Annotated in this window: 16 protein-coding genes; 4 read left to right on the forward strand and 12 right to left on the reverse strand. The window is 71.3% G+C overall.

The window, feature by feature from the left end; genetic code table 11:
* Position 1: 1 nt before the first annotated feature.
* From alaS to FKN01_RS25440, 3 genes are read right to left on the reverse strand one after another with little or no spacing between them, the layout of a single operon-like run.
* On the reverse strand, positions 2-2,671 hold the full coding sequence (gene alaS, locus FKN01_RS25430; protein ID WP_143624498.1) for an alanine--tRNA ligase: 2,670 nt from the start codon (positions 2,669-2,671) through the stop codon (positions 2-4).
* Positions 2,671-3,024: a DUF6167 family protein gene (locus FKN01_RS25435; RefSeq protein ID WP_143624500.1), complete on the reverse strand. Its 354-nt coding sequence runs from the start codon at positions 3,022-3,024 to the stop codon at positions 2,671-2,673. The genes alaS and FKN01_RS25435 overlap by 1 nt, the downstream gene beginning before the upstream one ends.
* A 7-nt stretch (positions 3,025-3,031) precedes the next feature.
* Positions 3,032-3,472, reverse strand: a complete 441-nt coding sequence (locus FKN01_RS25440) for a DUF948 domain-containing protein (RefSeq protein WP_143624502.1) — start codon at positions 3,470-3,472, stop codon at positions 3,032-3,034.
* A gap of 216 nt (positions 3,473-3,688) precedes the next feature.
* On the opposite strand from FKN01_RS25440, the gene FKN01_RS25445 reads away from it, so the two are divergent.
* Positions 3,689-5,890: an AAA family ATPase gene (locus FKN01_RS25445; protein ID WP_143624504.1), complete on the forward strand. Its 2,202-nt coding sequence runs from the start codon at positions 3,689-3,691 to the stop codon at positions 5,888-5,890.
* Here FKN01_RS25445 and rpsD read toward each other — a convergent pair.
* A complete protein-coding gene (gene rpsD, locus FKN01_RS25450) occupies positions 5,878-6,492 on the reverse strand; it encodes a 30S ribosomal protein S4 (RefSeq protein ID WP_143624506.1) in 615 nt (204 codons plus the stop codon). The genes FKN01_RS25445 and rpsD overlap by 13 nt on opposite strands.
* A gap of 188 nt (positions 6,493-6,680) precedes the next feature.
* On the opposite strand from rpsD, the gene FKN01_RS25455 reads away from it, so the two are divergent.
* Entirely contained in the window at positions 6,681-7,382 is a 702-nt protein-coding gene (locus FKN01_RS25455) for a DUF2470 domain-containing protein (RefSeq protein ID WP_185992979.1), read from the forward strand.
* 50 nt (positions 7,383-7,432) lie between these two features.
* Here the strand turns inward: FKN01_RS25455 and FKN01_RS25460 are convergent, their stop codons facing one another.
* From FKN01_RS25460 to FKN01_RS25475, 4 genes are all read right to left on the reverse strand, one after another.
* Entirely contained in the window at positions 7,433-8,818 is a 1,386-nt protein-coding gene (locus tag FKN01_RS25460; RefSeq protein WP_143624508.1) for a replication-associated recombination protein A, read from the reverse strand.
* Positions 8,819-8,895: 77 nt separating this feature from the next.
* Positions 8,896-9,531 (reverse strand): vitamin K epoxide reductase family protein, encoded by a 636-nt coding sequence (locus FKN01_RS25465; RefSeq protein ID WP_143624510.1) that lies wholly within the window; start codon positions 9,529-9,531, stop codon positions 8,896-8,898.
* Between the two features lie 273 nt (positions 9,532-9,804).
* On the reverse strand, positions 9,805-11,067 hold the full coding sequence (gene hisS / locus FKN01_RS25470; protein WP_143624512.1) for a histidine--tRNA ligase: 1,263 nt from the start codon (positions 11,065-11,067) through the stop codon (positions 9,805-9,807).
* Positions 11,068-11,080: 13 nt separating this feature from the next.
* The gene (locus FKN01_RS25475; RefSeq protein ID WP_143624514.1) at positions 11,081-11,776 is read right to left on the reverse strand and encodes an MBL fold metallo-hydrolase; all 696 of its coding nucleotides are present in this window, start codon (positions 11,774-11,776) and stop codon (positions 11,081-11,083) included.
* A 149-nt stretch (positions 11,777-11,925) separates the two neighbouring features.
* Here FKN01_RS25475 and FKN01_RS25480 point away from each other — a divergent pair, with 149 nt between their 5' ends.
* Together FKN01_RS25480 and FKN01_RS25485 are read left to right on the forward strand one after the other, a co-directional pair.
* Entirely contained in the window at positions 11,926-12,720 is a 795-nt protein-coding gene (locus tag FKN01_RS25480) for a peptidylprolyl isomerase (RefSeq protein ID WP_143624516.1), read from the forward strand.
* A gap of 173 nt (positions 12,721-12,893) precedes the next feature.
* Positions 12,894-14,123 (forward strand): DUF349 domain-containing protein, encoded by a 1,230-nt coding sequence (locus FKN01_RS25485; RefSeq protein ID WP_143624518.1) that lies wholly within the window; start codon positions 12,894-12,896, stop codon positions 14,121-14,123.
* A 70-nt stretch (positions 14,124-14,193) separates the two neighbouring features.
* Here the strand turns inward: FKN01_RS25485 and FKN01_RS25490 are convergent, their stop codons facing one another.
* The 4 genes from FKN01_RS25490 to secD all read right to left on the reverse strand — a co-directional run bounded on the left by FKN01_RS25490 (position 14,194) and on the right by secD (position 20,303).
* Positions 14,194-16,752 (reverse strand): bifunctional (p)ppGpp synthetase/guanosine-3',5'-bis(diphosphate) 3'-pyrophosphohydrolase, encoded by a 2,559-nt coding sequence (locus FKN01_RS25490; protein WP_143624520.1) that lies wholly within the window; start codon positions 16,750-16,752, stop codon positions 14,194-14,196.
* A gap of 149 nt (positions 16,753-16,901) precedes the next feature.
* Positions 16,902-17,453, reverse strand: coding sequence for an adenine phosphoribosyltransferase (locus FKN01_RS25495; RefSeq protein ID WP_143624522.1), 552 nt, complete (start codon positions 17,451-17,453; stop codon positions 16,902-16,904).
* Positions 17,453-18,547: a protein translocase subunit SecF gene (gene secF, locus FKN01_RS25500; RefSeq protein ID WP_143624524.1), complete on the reverse strand. Its 1,095-nt coding sequence runs from the start codon at positions 18,545-18,547 to the stop codon at positions 17,453-17,455. Before secF ends, FKN01_RS25495 begins: the two co-directional genes overlap by 1 nt.
* Position 18,548: 1 nt before the next feature.
* Positions 18,549-20,303, reverse strand: a complete 1,755-nt coding sequence (gene secD / locus FKN01_RS25505) for a protein translocase subunit SecD (protein ID WP_143624526.1) — start codon at positions 20,301-20,303, stop codon at positions 18,549-18,551.
* Positions 20,304-20,428: the final 125 nt, after the last annotated feature.

Genomic DNA, 20,428 nt, shown 5'->3' on the forward strand with positions numbered 1-20,428 from the left:
GTCACGCCGTCTCGGTGACGAGGCGTTCGACGGCGGCGACGGCGTCGCCGATCGCCTCCGGGTTCTGGCCGCCGCCCTGCGCGACGTCCGGCTTGCCACCGCCCCCGCCGCCGAGGGTCTTGGCGGCGGTACGCACGAGGTCGCCGGCCTTGAGGCCGCGCTCGCGGGCCGCCTCGTTGGTCGCGATGACGGTCAGCGGGCGCCCGTTGGCCGTCGTGAACAGCGCGACGACGGCCGGCCGGCCGCCCTGGATGCGACCGCGGACGTCGAGGACGAGCTTGCGCAGGTCGTCGGCGGAGGTGCCGTCCGGCACCTGGCCGGTGACCAGCGCGACGCCCCGGACGTCGATCGCGGAGTCCACGAGACCGGCAGCGGCCGCGAGGACCTTCTCCGCGCGGAACTTCTCGATCTCCTTCTCGGCGTCCTTCAGCTTGCCGAGCATGCCCGCGATCTTCTCCGGCAGCTCCTCGGGGCGGCCCTTGACCAGCTCCTGGAGCTGGGCGACGACCGTGTGCTCCCGGGCCAGGAAGTTGTACGCGTCGACGCCGACCAGGGCCTCGATGCGGCGCACACCGGACCCGATGGACGACTCTCCGAGCAGCTTGACCAGGCCGAGCTGGGCGGTGTTGTGGACGTGCGTACCGCCGCAGAGCTCCTTGGAGAAGTCCCCGATGGTGACGACCCGGACCCGCTCGCCGTACTTCTCGCCGAACTCCGCGATCGCACCCTGCTTCTTCGCGTCGGCCAGCGACATGACCTCGGCCTGCACGTCGAGCTCGCGGGCCAGCACCTCGTTGATCTTCTGCTCGACATCGGTGAGCACCGTGCCGGGAACGGCGGCCGGCGAACCGAAGTCGAAGCGGAAGCGGCCCGGGGAGTTCTCCGAACCGGCCTGGGCGGCCGTCGGGCCGAGCGCGTCGCGCAGCGCCTGGTGCGTGAGGTGGGTGGCGCTGTGGGCGCGGGCGATGGCGCGGCGGCGGGTGGCGTCGATGGCCGCGTACGCGGACGCGCCGACCGTCACCTCACCGACCTGGACGGAGCCCTTGTGCACGGAGACGCCCGGGACCGGCTGCTGCACGTCGCGGACGACGATGACGGCGCCGCTGTCGAGCCGGATGCGGCCCTGGTCGGCGAGCTGGCCGCCGCCCTCGGCGTAGAACGGGGTGCGGTCGAGGACGACCTCGACCTCGTCGCCCTCGGTCGCGGCGGGCGAGGGGACACCGTCGACGAGGAGGCCGACGACGGTCGACTCGCCCTCGGTCATGGTGTAGCCGGTGAACTCGGTGACGCCGGAGCTGTCGGCGACCTCGCGGTAGGCGGACAGGTCGGCGTGGCCGGTCTTCTTGGCCTTGGCGTCGGCCTTGGCCTTGGCCCGCTGCTCCTGCATGAGGCGGCGGAACCCGTCCTCGTCCACGGAGAGCCCCTGCTCGGCGGCCATCTCCAGGGTGAGGTCGATCGGGAAGCCCCAGGTGTCGTGGAGCAGGAACGCCTTGTCGCCGGCGAGGACCGTGCCGCCGGCGGCCTTGGTCTCGGTGACGGCGGTCTCCAGGATGTTGGTGCCGCCCTTGAGGGCCTTGAGGAAGGCGGCCTCCTCCGCGAGCGCGACGGTCTCGATGCGCTTGCGGTCGGTGATCAGCTCCGGGTACTGCTGCCCCATCGTGTCGATCACGACGTCGACCAGCTCGCGGACGACGGAGCCGGTGGCGCCCATCAGGCGCATGTTGCGGATGGCGCGGCGCATGATGCGGCGCAGCACGTAGCCGCGGCCCTCGTTGCCGGGAGTGACGCCGTCGCCGATGAGCATGACGGAGGTGCGGATGTGGTCGGCGACCACGCGCAGCGAGACGTCGCTGCCCTCGGCGGCGCCGTACCGCACCCCGGTCAGCTCGGTCGCGCGGTCCATGACGACGCGCAGGGTGTCGGTCTCGTACATGTTCTGCACGCCCTGCAGGATCATCGCGAGGCGTTCGAGGCCGAGACCGGTGTCGATGTTCTTGGAGGGCAGGTCGCCCAGGATCGGGAAGTCGTCCTTGCCCTCGCCGGCGCCGCGCTCGTACTGCATGAAGACCAGGTTCCAGATCTCCACGTACCGCTCGTCGTTGACGGCCGGGCCGCCCTCGACGCCGAACTCGGGGCCGCGGTCGTAGTTGATCTCCGAGCACGGGCCGCACGGGCCGGGGACCCCCATGGACCAGAAGTTGTCCTTCTTGCCCAGGCGCTGGATGCGCTCGGCCGGGACGCCGATCTTGTCGCGCCAGATGGCCTCGGCCTCGTCGTCGTCCAGGTAGACCGTGATCCACAGGCGCTCGGGGTCGAGTCCGAAGCCGCCGTCCGCCACGGAGCTGGTCAGCAGCTCCCAGGCGTACGCGATGGCGCCTTCCTTGAAGTAGTCGCCGAACGAGAAGTTGCCGCACATCTGGAAGAACGTGCCGTGCCGGGTGGTCTTGCCGACCTCCTCGATGTCCGGCGTACGCACGCACTTCTGCACGCTGGTGACGCGCGGCGCGGGCGGCTTGACCTCACCGAGGAAGTAGGGCTTGAACGGCACCATGCCGGCGGGGACCAGCAGCAGAGTCGGGTCGTCCGCGATGAGCGACGCCGAAGGGACAACGGTGTGACCGCGCTCCTCGTAGAAGCTCAGCCAGCGGCGACGAATTTCTGCCGACTCCATCAGTGGTCCTCATTCCGGTTGTACGAGTGGTAGGGGAGCGTGCGGTAGGTGGCGGGGGCCGGGTGCGGGTCCGCGTCGGCCGCCTCGACGGCCGGGCGGCGCGCCGCGGGCAGTTCTCGGGGGTCCGCCGCTTCGAGGCCCAGCGCCTCGCCGAGTTCGGCCTCGCGCCTGGCCATGCCCTCACGGACGTCCAGCGCGAAGTCCTTGAGCTTGTGACCGGCCACGATCGCCTTGTCGGCGGCCTGCGCCGCGAGGCTTTCGGGGGTCAGCTGCTTGATCTTCCGGTTGACCTTGGTGGTGGCCCACACCCCGGCGGCTGCGCCGGCGGTGAACCAGAACGTACGGCGGAACATCGCTGCGTCAGTCCTTCGATCCGCGGGAATTTCGGCCGCCGCGCTTCCTGCCGCGTGCGGAGGGGACGGTCCGGCCGACGATCACCGAGCGCCGGGTCCGCGCCTCCGGTTCGGGAGCGGAGCGGCGGCCGATGGCCTGCCGGACCCCGTAGCCGAAAGCGGCGACCTTGACGAGCGGCCCGCCGAAGGTGGAGGCGACCGTGGTGGAGAGCGCGGAGGCGTTGGAGGTGACTTCCCGCACGTCCGTCGCGATGGCGTCGACCTTGTCGAGCTGGGTCTGCGCGGAGCGTACGGCCGCGGAGGCGTCCGCGAGCAGGGGGACGGCCTGTTCGGTCACGTCCGCCACGAGCTTGGTGGTCGCCCTGAGCGTCTGGGCGAGCCTCACCAGCACGACGGCGAGGAACGAAACCAGGATCGCCCAGAAGACGGCCACCAGAATCCCGGCCACCTCACCACCGGACACAGTGCACCGCGCTCTCTGGCTTGTCGTCTGTCTCTGTCTTGTTCTCCTGCTCTGCGGCGAGGGCCGTCACGGCGGCCGGTCGCCTTCCCCCGAGCCTATCGCGCCGGGGGTCACGCCCCGCACCGCATGACCGGGCGGGCGGCGGGGATTCGCGCGACGAGATTGTACGGAGCGCTTTCAAGCCAGTACTCTGCGTGTCTCATGCGACGCCCTCAGCGCCCTTCTCCGCCCGCGGACGACTCCGGTATCCCGGCCGCCGACGACACCGCCGCGCCGCCGCGCCCGGGCAATCTGCCCGCCGAGCTGAACGATTTCGTGGGACGGGAGAGCGAGCTGGCCGCTCTCGCCCGTTCCCTTACGGAGTCCCGGCTCGTCACCGTGACCGGGGTGGGCGGGGTCGGCAAGACCCGCCTGGTCACCAGAGCGGCGGCGCTGTTGGAGAAACGGTACTGCGACGGGGTGTGGCTGGTGGAGCTGTCCGCCGTCCACGACGCCGGGCTGCTGGAACACGCCGTGGCCGAGGCGCTGGGGCTCACCGACCACACCACCCGGCCGCCCCGCGCGGCGGTCGTCGAGCACTGCGCCGGGCGCCAACTCCTCCTGGTGATCGACGGCTTCGAACACCTGGTGGACGAATGCGCCGCGCTGGTACGGGAGCTGCTGCGCCGCGCTCCGCGGCTGCGGGTCCTCGCCGCGGGCCGGCTGCCGCTGGAGCTGGCGGGCGAGGCCGTCCACCCGCTCGCGACCATGACCGAGGGGGACGCGCTCCGGCTGTTCGCCGAGCGGGCCGCCGGGGTGCGCCCGGACTTCCGGCTGACCGAGCAGGACCGCGAGCACGCCCGGGAGCTGTGCCGCCGGCTCGACGGCATCCCGCTGGCCCTGGAGCTGGCGGCGGGGCGGCTGCGGGCCCTGTCGACCGAGCAGGTGCTGCACCGGCTGGACGACCGCTTCCGGCTGCTGACCGGGGGCAGCCGGGGGGCGCTGGAGCGGCACCAGACGCTGCGGACGGCGATCGGCTGGAGCCATGAGCTGTGCGCGCCCGCCCAGCGGTTGCTGTGGGCCCGGCTCTCGGTCTTCGCCGGGCAGTTCGACCTGGAGGCCGTCGAGTACATCTGCAGCGGGCCCGACCTGCCCGCGGACTCGGTGCTCGACGTGCTGTCCGGGCTGCTGGCCCAGTCCGTGGTGCTGCGCGAGGACTCCCCCGCCGGCACCCGCTACCGGATGCTGGACACCGTGCGCGAGTACGGCGCCGAGTGGCTGGCCGCCACCGGTGACACGGAGCGGCTGCGCCGGCGGCACCGCGACTGGTTCCTGGGGCTGGCGACCTGGTGCGAGCTGGACTGGTTCAGCCCCCGGCAGGCGGAGGTCGCGGCCCGGGCCGAGAGCGAGCTGCCGAATCTGCGCCGGGCCATGGAGTGCTCGCTGGAGAGCCCGCAGGAGGCGCACCTGGCGCAGTACCTGGCGGGCACGCTGTGGTTCCTGTGGGTCGGCTGCGGACGGCTCTCGGAGGGCCGGCACTGGCTGGAGCACGTCCTGGAGGAGGAGACGCCGTACGACTCCTCGCGGCTGAAGGCCCTGTGGGTGCTGGGGTACGTCGCGGTCCTCCAGGGTGACCCGGTGGGGGCGGTCTCCGCGCTCACGGAGTGCCGGGAGGAGGCCGAGGCGGCGGGTGACGCCACCGCGGCCGCGTACGCCGTGCACCGCACCGGGTGCCTGGCCCTGGTCACCGACGACATGGAGCGCGCCCGGGGTCTCCTGGGCGACGCGCTCGGCCGCTACCGGGAGCTGGGCGAGCTGAACAGCAACGTCCTGATGGCCCAGGTCGAACTGGCCATGGCCACCGGCTTCCTGGGGGACGCGGAGCGGGCCGTCGCGATCTGCGAGGAGGTCCGGGACATCTGCGAGGACCACGGCGAACGGTGGGCCCTGAGCTACGCGCTGTACGTCCTGGCCTACGCCGCCCTGGAGCGCGGCGACCCGGAGCGGGCCCGGCGGCTGCTCCTCGAATCGCTGGCGATCAGCCACGGCTTCCACGACCTGCTCGGCACCGTCCTCGCCCTCGAACTGCTGGCCCTGGTCACGGTCACCGAGGGCGACGCGGCCGAGGCGGCGCTGCTCCAGGGGGCGGCCGACCGGATCTGGCCCTCGGTGGGGCTGCCGCTGTTCGGCTCGGCGTACTACGGGGCGCCGAGGGCCCGCTGCCAGGAGCTGGCACTGCGGGAGCTGGGCGGGGCGCGGTACGCGGCGGCGGTCGGCGCGGGCGGGGAGCTGGCCTTGGACGCGGCGGTGGCCCGGGCGCTCCTGGCGCAGGGGGACGCGAAAGCCCGCCACCTCCCCGGGGACCGGGAAGGGGCGGGCCTGAGCGCCGGTGAAGAGCGGCTACGCCTGGATCAGCGGGCGTAGTACTCGACGACGAGCTGCTCGTCGCAGATCACGGGGATTTCCTTGCGGTTCGGGTCCCGGTCAAGGCGGAAGGCCAGGGCCTTCAGGTTCACCTGCAGGTAGCGCGGGGTCTCGCCGTCCGTGGCGTAACCACCCTCGCGGGCCACCTGGAAGGGGACCTTGGAGCGGCTGCGCTCGCGGACCTGGACGACGTCGTCCGGGCGGACGCGGAACGACGGCTTGTCGACCTTGCCACCGTTGACCTCGATGTGGCCGTGGACGACCATCTGGCGGGCCTGGTAGATGGTCCGGGCGATGCCCGAACGCAGGACCAGCGCGTCGAGACGGCGCTCGAGCTCGACGACCAGCGCCTCGCCCGTCTTGCCCTCGGCCTTCTTGGCGCGGTCGTAGGCACGCGCCATCTGGCGCTCGCTGATGTCGTACTGCGCGCGCAGACGCTGCTTCTCGAGCAGACGGACCTTGTAGTCCGAGTTCTGCTTGCGGCCGCGGCCGTGCTCGCCCGGCGGGTAGGGGCGGGCCTCGAAGTACTTGACCGCCTTCGGCGTCAGCGCGATGCCGAGCGCGCGGCTCTTCTTGACCTTGGGACGCGACTGATTAGGCACGTTCTCCAGACCTCCGTTGTAGGTTAGGTTAGGCTCACCTTACTCAAGGAGATCGCATGTCTCGCCCTGGGAACACCACACACGTCACGGACAGCACAGACAGCATCGACGCGCCTGATGGCGTCGAGATGACGGAGGACCGATCAGATCGTGGTCAGCCGCGTCCCAGCGGGCTTGAAATCACACGGATGCCGTCAGCAGCCGAGCGCACACGAACTCTCGTACAGAGTACCTGCTCCGCGGTGCTGCTCGTTCCCGGGCTCGAAGCGGCGGGCTCGGACCAGCTCATGCCGCTGTCCCGGGGCGTGGGCCCGGACGGCGACCTGTTCCTGGAATTCCCCGCGGATTCCCCGGCCGCACGGGCCGCGACGCACGCCCAGGACGACGAGCTGCCGGCCGTGCTGGAGATCACGGACGTCGCCCCGGTCTCCGTACCCCACCGCATCCGGGGCCGGGCCAGGGTGAGCGGGTGGCTGACCGCCGTCCCGGGGATGGCGGGCCCTGGACGGACGATGCTGCGCCTGGAGACGGGTGAGGCGCACATCGACGACCTGTGGGGGGTGGAGGGCGTGGACGCCGACGGCTTCCGCGATGCCGCCCCCGACCCGCTCGCCGCGCACGAGGCGGACCTGCTCCAGCACCTGTACGCGGCGCACGGCGAGGAGCTGGCGACGCTGTGCGGACTGCTCGGCGAGCGGGCCGGGTGCGGCTGCGCCGAACACCGGCCGGACGTGGTGCCGCTGGCCCTGGACCGGCTCGGGCTGCGGGTGCGCTTCCGCGAGCGGGGCGGCCACTGCTTCGACGCGCGCTTCGAGTTCCCCCGGCCGGTGCGGGACGTGGTGGAGCTCAGCCACGCCATGCACACGCTCTTCACGGCCGCCGCGCACTGAGGAGGTGCCGCGGGTCAGGGCGAGCCCCGGAGCCAGGGCGTGCCGTGGGGTCAGGGCGCGCCGCCCGGCCCGCCCGTCTGGTCCTCGCCGTCCGTCCGGCCCAGCCGCTCCCTGACCCGGTCCACCACGTCCGCGTACCGTGCCTCGGCTCCGTAGCGGGTGGGGCGGTAGTACCGCTTGTCGCTCACCGCGTCCGGCGCGTACTGCTGGGCGGCGATGCCGCCGGGCACGTCGTGCGGGTAGACGTAGCCCTGGGCGTGGCCCAGCTTGGCCGCGCCCTTGTAGTGGCCGTCGCGCAGATGGGCCGGGACCGGTCCGGCCAGCCCCTTGCGGATGTCCTCGCGGGCGGCGGAGATCGCCAGCGTCGCCGCGTTGGACTTGGGGGCGAGGGCCAGGGCGATGGTGGCGTGGCTGAGGGTGAGCGCCGCCTCGGGAAAGCCGATGAGGGCCACCGCCTGGGCGGCCGCGACCGCGGTGGGCAGCGCCGTCGGATCGGCGAGGCCGATGTCCTCACTGGCCGAGATCATCAGCCGCCGGGCGATGAACCTCGGATCCTCCCCCGCCTCGATCATGCGGGCCAGGTAGTGCAGGGCCGCGTCGACGTCGGAACCCCGGATGGACTTGATCAGGGCGCTGGCCACGTCGTAGTGCTGGTCGCCGTCCCGGTCGTACTTCACGGCCGCCCGGTCGACGGTCTCCTCCAGGGTGAGGAGCGTGATCTCCTCCTCCTGCTTGGACAGCGCGGCCCCGGCGGCGGCCTCCAGGGCGGTCAGCGCGCGGCGGGCGTCGCCCCCGGCGATCCGCAGCAGGTGCTCCTCGGCGTCCCTGAGCAGCGTCACCGCGCCGCCCAGTCCGCGCTCGTCGGTGAGGGCGCGCCGCAGCAGGCCGCGCAGGTCGTCGTCGGTCAGGGGCTCCAGCGTCAGCAGCAGCGAGCGCGAGAGGAGCGGGGAGATGACGGAGAAGTACGGGTTCTCGGTGGTCGCGGCGATCAGGGTGACCCAGCGGTTCTCGACGGCGGGGAGCAGGGAGTCCTGCTGGGCCTTGGAGAAGCGGTGGATCTCGTCCAGGAAGAGGACGGTCTCCTTGCCGTAGCCCCCGGTGGCGCGGCGGGCGCCGTCGATCACGGCGCGGACCTCCTTGACGCCCGCGGTGATCGCGGAGAGCTCCACGAAGCGCTTGTTCGTCGCCTTGCTGACCACGTACGCCAGGGTGGTCTTGCCGATGCCGGGCGGGCCCCAGAGGATCACCGACGACGGGCCGGCCGGTCCGCCGCTCTCCCCGACCAGGCGGCGCAGGGGTGAGCCCGGCTTGAGCAGATGCTGCTGGCCGACGACCTCGTCCAGCGTACGAGGACGCATCCGGACGGCCAGCGGGCTGCTGGACGGGTCCTTCTCCTGGCGGTCTTCGGCAGCGGCGGTGAAAAGGTCGGGCTCCACGTCTCGAAGCCTATGTCACGGCACTGACAACGCGGCCGGGCCGGTGGTCCGCCCCGGCACTGCGGGGGCGGGCCGGGTCAGCTGGTCCAGAAGTCCCACCAGCGGGTCAGGACCAGCATGCCGATGATGCCGATCCACAGCACCGGAGGCACCCAGTGGAATTCGGTGAGGCCGTTGCGCAGCCAGGAGGGCGCGGGGATGATCCCGTGCCGGATGTTGTGCGTGGTGACGTAGCAGAACATGAAGATGGTGGCGACCCAGGCCAGGCAGCACCACAGGCACAGCGAGTTGATGTTGTACAGCGACTGGTACTGGAGCCAGGTGCAGAAGCCGACGCCGAACAGCGTGCCCGCGTTCATGCCGAGCCAGTACCAGGGGCGGAAGCGGGCTCCGGCCAGCAGCGCCAGACCGATTCCGATGATCACCGGGTAGGTGACCATGCCGAGCCACGGGTTCGGGAAGCCGAAGGCGGACGCCTGCTCGCTCTTCATGATGTTGCCGCAGGCGACCACGGGGTTGAGGCTGCAGCCGGGGACGAAGGAGGGGTCCTCCATCATCTTGAGCTTGTCGTGCGTGATGACCCATGCGGCGAGCGTCCCGGCGGCGCCCGTGATGATGAGCAGGATGGCCAGCGCGCGGCTGCCGCCGATGGTCCGCTTCCCGCCCCTCTCGTCCTGGTCGGAGGAGGGATGGTCAACCGCTGCAGTCGTCATATCGCCGTTTCCGTCACTGAGTAGCCTGCTGGGGCAGGGTCATTGTGCCGCACGACTCGGTCGCCCTTCCGTTCGATGCACATAAAGACGTACGCACCGCGGCGGGCCGGTGCGGGAGCGGAGCCCGGGCCCCGCAGCCGCGACGAGGGCCGTCGCACCCGGCCCGCTCCTCCCCCGGGCGTCACATCCCGCACGGACGGAATCACCGTGCGGGATGAATCCGCGGCCACCGCGTTGACGCCCGGGGAAGGAGAGTCACCCCTTCCGCACGTCTCACGCCAGGCGCGCGCGGACCGCCTCGACCACGTCGTAGACGGGGACCGGCGTCTGCTCGCCGGACTCCATGTCCTTGAGCTGGACGTGGCCCTCGGCCAGGTCGCGCTCGCCGGCCACGATCGTGAACCGGGCGCCCGAGCGGTTGGCGCTCTTCATGGCGCCCTTCAGCCCCCGCCCGCCGTAGGCGAAGTCCGCGGCCACGCCCTCCCGGCGGAGCCGGGTGACGACACCGAAGAGGACCCGGCGCGCCTCCTCGCCGAGCGGGACCGCGAAGACGCTGGTGGCGGCGGGCAGGTCCAGCTCGATGCCCTCGGCCTCCAGGGCGAGGACCGTGCGGTCCACACCGAGCGCCCAGCCGACCGACGGGAGGGCGGGGCCGCCGATCATCTCGGAGAGCCCGTCGTAGCGCCCGCCGCCGCCCACCGCGGACTGCGAGCCGAGACCGTCGTGGACGAACTCGAAGGTGGTGCGGGTGTAGTAGTCGAGGCCGCGGACCAGCTTCTCGTCGTCCTCGTAGATCACACCGGCCTCGTTGAGCAGGTCGCGGACCTGCTCGTGGTACGCCTTGCACGCGTCGCAGAGGAAGTCGCGCAGCACCGGGGCGCCGGTCAGCTGCTTCTGGACCTCGGGGCGCTTGTCGTCCAGGACCCGCAGCGGGTTGATCTCGATGCGCCGGCGGGTCTCCTCGTCCAGGTCCAGCTCGCGCAGGAAGCCCTGGAGCGCGTCCCGGTAGACGGGACGGCACTCCTTGTCGCCCAGCGAGTTCAGCAGGATCCGGAACTCGCGCAGGCCCAGCGCGCGGTAGGCCTGGTCGGCGAGGATGATCAGCTCGGCGTCGAGCGCCGGGTCCTCGGCCCCGATGGCCTCGGCCCCGACCTGCGAGAAGTGCCGGTAGCGGCCCTTCTGCGGACGCTCGTAGCGGTAGTACGAGCCCGAGTACCAGAGCTTGACCGGCAGGTTGCCCAGCTTGTGGAGGTTGGCCTCCAGGGCCGCGCGCAGCACCGATGCGGTGCCCTCGGGGCGCAGGGCGAGCTGGGAGCCGCCCTTGGTGGTGAGGGTGTACATCTCCTTGGTCACGATGTCGGTGGACTCGCCGACGCCGCGCGAGAAGAGGGCCACGTCCTCGAAGCCGGGGGTCTCGATGTAGCCGTAGCCGGAGTTCTTCAGCGGGGCGGCGATCGCCTCGCGCACCGCCAGGTACTTCGCGGAGTCCGGCGGGGTCAGGTCGTAGGTGCCCTTGGGGGCCTTGAAGGTGCTCACGATGTCGCTCTCGTCACATTCCTCGTCGGGGCGCGTCCGCACCGGTCATCCCGGTCAGAAACGGGTTGGTGGCGCGCTCGCGGCCGATGGTCGTCTGGGGGCCGTGGCCGGACAGCACCACGGTCGAGTCGTCGAGCGGCAGGCACACACGGGCCAGCGACTCGAGGAGCTCGGCGTGGTCGCCGCCGGGCAGGTCGGTGCGTCCGACGGAGCCGGCGAAGAGCAGGTCACCGGAGAAGAGGACCGGGGGGACCTCCGGGGTCTCGGGCATCCTGAACGTCACCGACCCCTTGGTATGGCCGGGCGCGTGCGAGACGCCGAACTCCATGCCGGCCAGGCGCAGGCGGGCACCGTCGGTCAGCTCCTGGACGTCGTCCGGCTCCCCCACCGTCAGCTCGCCCATGAGGGGCATCCCGATGGAGCGGCCGAGCGCCTTCTCCGGGTCGCTCATCATGTAGCGGTCCTCGGGGTGGATCCAGGCGGGGACGTCGTGCGCGCCGCACACCGGGACGACCGAGGCGACGTGGTCGATGTGGCCGTGCGTGAGGACGACGGCGACGGGCTTGAGCCGGTGCTTCCTCAGCGTCTCCTCGACTCCGGCGGCGGCCTGGTGGCCCGGGTCGATGATCACGCACTCCTCACCCGCGGCGGGGGCGACCAGGTAACAGTTGGTCCCCCAGGCCCCGGCGGGAAACCCGGCAATCAGCACGATCGTCCTTAATCGGTAGTCCTGCGCGGAAGCGCGACCGCGAGGTCACAGCAGTTCAGAGCCTACCGGCGCTCCTCATTCCACAGCTAACCCAGATACGGTACGGGGCGACCCAGGCCCGAACACACGACGTACAAGGAGAACACCCGGTGGTCACCAGCGATCAGCGGCGGCGGCAGCTCGCCCGGGAGAAGTACGAGCGGCAGCAGCGGCGCCGGGAGGAGGCCCGGCGCCGGACGAGGCGGCTGACGCTCGCCATCACCTCGGCCGTCGCCGTGGTGGCGGTCATCGGCGGCGCGACGTATCTCGCCACCAGCGGGGACGACGACAAGGACAAGACGGACGCGGCGGCGAGCCAGAGCCCGTCGGCCGAGGCGTCGCCCTCGCCCACGGAGGAGGCGAAGCCCGAGCCGGCCATGAAGATCGACAAGAAGGCCGAGTACACGATGTCGCTCGAGACGAGCCAGGGCGACATCTCGTTCACCATGGACGCGTCGAAGACGCCGCACACGACGAACTCCTTCAAGTCGCTGGCCGACAAGAAGTTCTTCGACGGCACCAAGTGCCACCGGCTGACCACGGAGAACATCTACGTCCTGCAGTGCGGCGACCCCAAGGGCGACGGCACGGGCGGCCCGGGCTACACCATCCCCGACGAGAACCTGACCGCTCTCGGCAAGGCGGGCGCGGACGGCTCGGTGACGTACCCGGCGGGCACGGTGGCGATGGCCAACACCGGCCAGGCGCACACCGGCGGCAGCCAGTTCTTCCTGGTCTACAAGGACAGCAAGCTGCCGCCCACGTACACGCCGTTCGGCACGATGGACGCGAAGTCGCTGAAGACCGTGGCGGCCGTCGGCAAGGCCGGGGTGGACGGCGGCGGCCCCGACGGGGCGCCCAAGAAGGCCGTGAACATCTCGAAGCTGACCGTCGACAAGGTGTGATCCCGGGGGCGGGCCCGCCCGGCGGCGAATAAATCCGGCCGTGCGGAGTGCGGACAGCCGGGCGGCCCGTCGCCTAGATTGGCGTCGTGCAGGGCGGGCGGTGCCCGCCCCAGGAAACTGTGGACGATGCCAGGGGGGCGACCCCCTCACGGGCATCAGGTGGAGGAGGCGCTGTGAGCAGCGACCCGTGGGGCCGTGTCGATGAGACAGGCACCGTGTACGTGCGTACAGCCGACGGCGAGCAGGTCGTCGGATCGTGGCAGGCCGGTTCGCCTGCGGAGGCCCTGGCCTACTTCGAGCGCAAGTACGAGGGCATTGTGGTCGAGATCGGCCTCCTCGAACGGCGGGTGAAGACCACCGATCTGTCCGCGAAGGACGCGACGACCGCCATCGAGCACCTGCGCACCCAGGTCGACGAGCACCACGCGGTCGGCGACCTGGACGCGCTGCGCAAGCGGCTGGACGCGCTCGTCGCGACGGTCGAGTCGCGGCGCGAGGAGCGCAAGGCCCAGAAGGCGAAGCAGGCCGACGAGGCGAAGCAGGCCAAGGAGGCTCTGGTCGCCGAGGCCGAGGAGCTGGCCCGGAGCGAGCAGTGGCGCTCCGCGGGCGAGCGGCTGCGCGCCCTCGTGGACACGTGGAAGGGCCTGCCCAGGCTCGACCGCAAGTCCGACGACGAGCTGTGGCACCGCTTCTCGCACGCCCGCTCGGCGTTCTCCAAGCGCCGCAAGGCCCACTTCGCCTCGCTGGACGCCCAGCGCGAGGAGGCCCGCAAGGTCAAGGAGAAGCTGGTCACCGAGGCCGAGGCGCTCTCGGGGTCCACGGACTGGGGGGCGACGGCCGCCCGCTACCGCGACCTGATGACCCAGTGGAAGGCGGCGGGCCGCGCCCAGCGCGAGGCCGAGGACGAGCTGTGGAACCGTTTCCGCGGTGCCCAGGACGTCTTCTTCGCCGCCCGTGGCGAGGTCTTCGCGGAGCGCGACGCGGAGCAGGGCGAGAACCTCAAGCTGAAGGAGGAGCTCGCCGACGAGGCCGAGAAGCTGGTGCCGGTGACGGACCTGAAGGCGGCCCGGGCCGCGTTCCGGTCCATCAACGAGCGCTGGGAGGCCATCGGCCACGTGCCGCGTGACGCCCGTCCGAAGGTCGAGGGGCGGATGCAGGCGGTGGAGCGGGTGCTCCAGGAGGCCGAGGAGGCCGAGTGGCGCCGGACGAACCCGGAGGCGCGGGCCCGCGCCGCGGGTCTGACCGGTCAGCTCCAGGCGGCCGTGGACAAGCTGCGCGGCCAGATCGACGCCGCCCGCGCCTCGGGCAACAACGCCCGCGCGGACAAGCTGGCCCGTGAGCTGGAGGGCCGGCAGGCCCTGCTCGACCAGGCGCTCAAGGGCCTGGAGGAGTTCGGCGGCTGATCCGGCGCCCGTGCTTCGTGAGAGGGGCCCTTCCGCGCTCGCGCGGAAGGGCCCCTCTTCGTGCGCCTGACTACGGCCGGCGGGCCGAGGTCACCCGGTAGACGTCGTAGACGCCCTCCACGCCCCGTACGGCCTTCAGGACGTGGCCGAGGTGCTTCGGGTCGCCCATCTCGAAGGTGAAGCGCGAGGTGGCGACCCGGTCGCGGGAGGTCTGCACGGCGGCGGACAGGATGTTGACGTGCTGGTCCGAGAGGACCCGGGTGACGTCCGAGAGGAGCCGGGAGCGGTCCAGGGCCTCGACCTGGATGGCGACCAGGAAGACCGAGGACTGGGTGGGCGCCCACTCGACGTCCAGGATGCGTTCCGGCTGCTGGGAGAGCGAGTCGACGTTCACGCAGTCCGCGCGGTGCACGGAGACGCCGCTGCCCCGGGTGACGAAGCCGATGATCGGGTCGCCGGGCACGGGCGTGCAGCAGCGGGCGAGTTTGACCCACACGTCCTCGACGCCCTTGACGACGACCCCGGGGTCGGCGTTGGAGCGGCGCTTGGCGCGGCTGCGGGAGGGCGGGGTGCTCTCCTCCAGGTCCTCGTTGGCCGCGTCCTCGCCGCCGAGGGCCTGGACCAGCTTCTGCACGACGCCGGCGGCGGCGACATGGCCCTCGCCGATCGCGGCGTACAGGGACGAGATGTCGGGGTAGCGCATCTCGTGCGCCAGGGTGACCAGCGAGTCGCCGGTCAGGATGCGCTGGATCGGCAGGTTCTGCTTGCGCATGGCCCGCGCGATGGCGTCCTTGCCCTGTTCGATCGCCTCGTCGCGGCGCTCCTTGGAGAACCAGGCGCGGATCTTGTTGCGGGCCCGGGGCGACTTGACGAAGCCGAGCCAGTCTCGGGAGGGCCCGGCGCCGGCCGCCTTGGAGGTGAAGACCTCCACCAGGTCGCCGTTGTCGAGCGTGGACTCCAGCGGCACGAGCCGGCCGTTGACCCGTGCTCCTATCGTGCGGTGGCCGACCTCGGTGTGGACGGCGTACGCGAAGTCGACCGGGGTGGCCCCGGCCGGCAGCGCTATGACGTCGCCCTTGGGCGTGAAGACGAAGACCTCGTTGCGCGAGAGGTCGAAGCGCAGCGATTCCAGGAACTCGCTGGGGTCCTCGGTCTCCTTCTGCCAGTCCAGGAGCTGGCGCAGCCACGCCATGTCGTTGACGGTGTCCTGGCCGCGCCCGCTGTTCTTGGGGACGTCGGTGCGCACCTTGGAGGCGCCCGCGACGGCCTCCTGCTTGTACTTCCAGTGGGCGGCGATGCCGTACTCGGCGCGGCGGTGCATGTCGAACGTGCGGATCTGGAGCTCGACGGGCTTGCCGCTGGGGCCGATCACCGTGGTGTGCAGTGACTGGTACATGTTGAACTTGGGCATCGCGATGTAGTCCTTGAACCGGCCGGGGACCGGATTCCATCGCGCGTGCACGGTGCCGAGCGCCGCGTAGCAGTCGCGGACGGTGTCCACGAGGACGCGGATGCCCACCAGGTCGTAGATCTCGGCGAAGTCGCGGCCCCGCACGATCATCTTCTGGTAGACGCTGTAGTAGTGCTTGGGCCGCCCGGTGACGGTGGCCTTGATGCGGGCGGCGCGCAGGTCGGCCTGGACCTCGTCGGTGACGACGGCCAGGTATTCGTCGCGCTTGGGCGCGCGCTCGGCCACCAGCCGCACGATCTCGTCGTACATCTTGGGGTAGAGGATCGCGAAGGCGAGGTCCTCCAGCTCCCATTTGATGGTGTTCATGCCCAGGCGGTGGGCGAGCGGGGCGTAGATCTCCAGCGTCTCGCGGGCCTTCTTCTCCTGCTTCTCCCGCTTGAGGTACCGCATGGTGCGCATGTTGTGCAGCCGGTCGGCGAGCTTGATGACCAGGACGCGCGGGTCCTTGGCCATGGCGACGACCATCTTGCGTACGGTCTCGGCCTGCGCGGCCTCGCCGAATTTGACCTTGTCCAGCTTGGTGACGCCGTCGACGAGCAGGGCGACCTGGTCGCCGAAGTCGCGGCGCAGGGTGTCCAGGCCGTACTCGGTGTCCTCGACGGTGTCGTGCAGCAGCCCGGCCATCAGGGTGGCCGGATCCATACCCAGCTCGGCGAGGATCGTGGTGACGGCGAGCGGGTGCGTGATGTACGGGTCGCCGCTCTTGCGCTTCTGGCCGCGGTGCCAGCGTTCGGCGACCTGGTAGGCCCGCTCGATCTGGCGCAGCGTGGCGGTCTCGGTCTTGGCGTCGTTGCCGCGGACGATCCGCAGCAGCGGTTCGAGGACCGGGTTGTACGGGCTGGAGCGCTGGACGCCGAGGCGGGCGAGGCGGGCCCGGACGCGGTTGGAGGAGCCGCCGGAGCGGGAGGCCGGGCCGGTGGGCGCGGTGGACCCGGCGGCGGGCTTCGCGGGGGGCTTGGGCGCGGTGGGGGCGGGCGCGGCCGGCTGGGCGGGGGAAGCGGGCGCGGGGCCGTTGGCCTCGGCGGGCGCCGGGCCGGTGCCGGGCTGGGGCGCCGGAGGCTTCGGCTTCTCCGCGGGCTGCTGCTTCGCGGGCGTGGCGGAGGCCGCCGCGGGCTTGTCGGGCTGCGGGGCGGCGACTGGCTGGGCCTCGTCTGGCAAGAGCGCTCCTCGTGCGGATCCGGACACACCCGGAAGGGCCATCGTAACGACCCGGCGGCCGGTCCTCCCCCGGGGACCGTGAGAGCCCGCACAACGCCGACGGGCACCCGGTTGTTCCCGGGTGCCCGTCGGGGGTGGTGCGGCGGACCTCAGACCGTGATCAGGGCCTCCAGCGGGGCCCCGCGCAGGCTGTCGGCCAGCCGGGCCCGGCCGTCCAGGAAGCCGAGCTCCATGAGGACGGCGACCCCGGCGACCTGGGCGCCGGCCCGGCGGATGAGCTCCAGGGAGGCGTCGGCGGTGCCTCCGGTGGCGAGCACGTCGTCGATGACCATGATCCGGTCGTCGGCGGACAGGTCCTCCGCGTGGATCTCGATCTCGGCGGTGCCGTACTCCAGCTCGTACGCCTGGCTGAGGGTGGCCCCCGGCAGCTTCCCGGCCTTGCGGACCGGTACGAAGCCGAGGCCGGCCCGGACCGCGACGGGGGCGGCCAGGATGAAGCCGCGGGCCTCCAGGCCGACGATCTTCGTGGCCCCGTGCCGCAGGCACAGTTCCGCGAGGGCGTCGGTGAGGGCCGTGAAGGCGACCGGGTCCGCGAGCAGCGGGGTGATGTCCTTGAACATCACGCCCGGCTTCGGGTAGTCCGCGACGTCACGGATGCGGCTGAGCAGGAGCTCCCTGGTGCTTTCGGTGGTGCTGGTCATCACTGCTTCCCCGGGGTGCGGCCGTGGCCCCTCGACTGCTGGCGCTGTCCGACGACCGCACCGGCGGGGGCGGCGTCCTCCTGGTCGCCCGCGCCCCGGTCGTCCTCCTCGGTCTCGCCCTTGGCGGCGGCGGCCGCGCGCTTGGCGAGGACCCGCTTCTTCAGGGCCTTCATCTGCGGCTCGCCTTCCTTGAGGTCGGCGACCAGCGGGGTGGCGATGAAGATCGAGGAGTAGGCGCCGGCCGCGAGGCCGACGAAGAGGGCGAGCGAGATGTCGTTCAGCATGCCGGCGCCGAGGACGCCGCCGCCGATGAACAGCAGACCGGCGACCGGCAGCAGGGCGACGACGGTGGTGTTGATCGAGCGGACCAGCGTGCTGTTGATGGAGCGGTTGGCGACGTCGCTGTACGTCCACCGGGTCTGCTTGGTGATCCCCTTCGTGCCCTCCTTGAGGCTGTCGAAGACGACGACCGTGTCGTAGAGGGAGTAGCCGAGGATGGTGAGCAGACCGATCACGGTGCCCGGGGTGACCTCGAAGCCGACCAGGGCGTAGACCCCGACCGTGATGGTGATGTCGTGGATCAGCGCGACGAGGGCCGCCACCGCCATCCGCCACTCGAAGGCGATGGCCAGGTAGATGACGACCAGGATCATGAAGACGCCGAGGCCGGTCCACGCCTTGTTGGCGATCTGCTCGCCCCAGCTGGGACCGACGAGGTCGGCCGCGATCTTCTCGCGCGGGACGTCGAGGTCCTGGGCGAGCTTGTCCTGGATCTCGTCGGACTTCTTGGTGTCGACCTCGGTGATCTGGATGCGCAGACCGCCGTTGCCGAGCTTCTGGACGATGGCCTGGTGGCCGGAGGCGTCCGTCGCCAGGTCCTCGGCCTCGGAGACGGACACGCTCGTCTTCGGGGTGGTGAAGACGGCACCGCCCTTGAACTCGATGCCCATGTTCAGGCCGCTGACCACCAGGCCGAGGATGGCCGTGATGGTGATCAGGACGGAGACGCCGTACCAGATCTTGCGCTTGCCGATGAAGTCGTAGCCGACCTCGCCTCGGTAGAGACGGGCGCCGAGATTCCCGAGTCGCGACATCTCACGCCTCCTTCGGTTCGGTGGGGGCGTTGACACGGCGGGAGCGGCGCAGCGGCGGCTTGGCACCGAGGCGCTTGGGGTCCAGACCGGACCACGGGTGGCCGCTGGCGAAGAACTTCTTGCGGGCCATGATCGTCATGAGCGGCTTGGTGAAGAAGAACACCACGACGACGTCGAGCAGGGTGGTGAGACCCAGCGTGAACGCGAAGCCCTGGACCTTGCCGACGGTCACCACGAAGAGGACGGCGGCGGCGAGGAACGACACGAAGTCGGAGACCAGGATGGTGCGCCGGGCGCGCGGCCAGCCGCGTTCCACGGCGGGGCGCAGCGTACGGCCCTCGCGGATCTCGTCCCGAACGCGTTCGAAGTACACGATGAAGGAGTCGGCGGTGATGCCGATGGCCACGATGGCACCGCAGACGGCGGGCAGGTTCAGCGCGAAGCCGATGGCCGGGCCGAGCAGCGACATGATCGTGTAGCTGAGGATGCCGGAGACCAGGAGGCTGAGCAGGGCGATGAACGCCAGACCGCGGTAGTAGGCCACCAGGTAGACGACCACGAGGGCGAGACCGATGGCGCCGGCGATGAGACCGGCCCGCAGCTGCTCGCCGCCGAGCGCGGCGGTGACGGTGGTGACGCTCTGCTCCTTGAAGGAGAGCGGGAGCGCACCGTAGGAGAGCTGGTTGGCCAGCGCCTCGGCGGAGTCCTGGTTGAAGCTGCCGGAGATCTCGGCGCTGCCGCTCAGCTGCTCGTTGACCTGGGGGGCGGAGACGACCTCGCCGTCCAGCGCGATGGCGAACTGGTTCTGCGGGGACTGCTGCGCGGAGAGCTTCTTGGTGATCGTCTGGAACTGCTTGGAGCCCTTGTCGGAGAACTCCATCTGGACGATCCACATGCCGCGCTGCTGGTCGAAGGCGGCCTTGGCGCTGTCGACCTCGGTGCCGGAGACCTCGGCCGGACCGAGGACGTACTTGGCGTCGCCCTCCTGGCTGCAGGCGACGACCGTGTCGCCGGCCTTGGTGCCCTGGGCGGCCTTGGAACGGGACGCCTTGCTGGAGCAGTCCAGTGCCTCGAACTGCTTCTGGAGCTTCGCGGCGGCGGCCTGGTCCTCGGCGGACGCGGACTCACTGGCCTTCGGCGTGGTGCTGGCCTTCGGCGACGGGGAGGCGTCGGCCTTCAGGGCGCCGGTGACCGCACGGCCCTGGGTGGTGGCGGACGCGGACGGCGTCGACGAGGGGCTGGCGGCCTTGTCGCCGTCGGTCGCCTTCTCGGAGGCGGACGCCTTCGGCGAGGGCGAGGCGCTGGCCTTGCCGGAGGGCGAGGCGCTGGGCTCCGGGGTGGGCGTGCCCTGGGCGACGGTGAGCACCGGCCGGAAGTACAGCTTGGCCGTGGTGCCGACCTGGGCCCTGGCCTCGGCGGAGTTCGTGCCCTTGGGGATGTTGACGATGATGTTGCGATCGCCCTGGGTCTGGACCTCGGCCTCGCTGACCCCGAGACCGTTGACACGACGGTTCATGATGTCGACCGCGGTGTCCATGTTGGTCTTGTTGATCGCCTGTTCCTGGCCCGGCTCGGCCTTGGCCTCCAGCGTGATGGAGGTGCCGCCCGCCAGGTCGATGCCGAGTCGCGGCGTCGGCTGGTCGGCCAGGAACATCCCGCCCGTGAGGGCGACCATGGCGATCAGGATCAGCGCCAGGGAGCGCCCTGGCTTCCCCTGACCACCGGCCGCGCCTCGGCCCTTCTTCGGTGCTGCCACCTTGTCGTTTCTCCCTGTCCAACCGCCCCGCGCCGGGTATGCGTCCGAGCGGCCACGAAGTTTAGTGGGGACCCGCCCCCCGCGAAGGCACGCACGCACCGGGGTGCCGGACGCCTGTGGGCTCA

The sequence above is a fragment of the Streptomyces sp. 130 genome, assembly GCF_007096885.1.
Taxonomy (GTDB): domain Bacteria; phylum Actinomycetota; class Actinomycetes; order Streptomycetales; family Streptomycetaceae; genus Streptomyces.

Excerpts from the sequence above, each read along its gene's own strand:
- alaS (WP_143624498.1), bottom strand. The coding sequence starts at position 2,671 with ATGGAGTCGGCAGAAATTCGTCGCCGCTGGCTGAGCTTCTACGAGGAG.
- FKN01_RS25435 (WP_143624500.1), bottom strand. The coding sequence starts at position 3,024 with ATGTTCCGCCGTACGTTCTGGTTCACCGCCGGCGCAGCCGCCGGGGTG.
- FKN01_RS25445 (WP_143624504.1), top strand. The coding sequence starts at position 3,689 with ATGCGACGCCCTCAGCGCCCTTCTCCGCCCGCGGACGACTCCGGTATC.
- FKN01_RS25455 (WP_185992979.1), top strand. The coding sequence starts at position 6,681 with ATGCCGTCAGCAGCCGAGCGCACACGAACTCTCGTACAGAGTACCTGC.
- FKN01_RS25465 (WP_143624510.1), bottom strand. The coding sequence starts at position 9,531 with ATGACGACTGCAGCGGTTGACCATCCCTCCTCCGACCAGGACGAGAGG.
- FKN01_RS25495 (WP_143624522.1), bottom strand. The coding sequence starts at position 17,453 with ATGACCAGCACCACCGAAAGCACCAGGGAGCTCCTGCTCAGCCGCATC.
- secF (WP_143624524.1), bottom strand. The coding sequence starts at position 18,547 with ATGTCGCGACTCGGGAATCTCGGCGCCCGTCTCTACCGAGGCGAGGTC.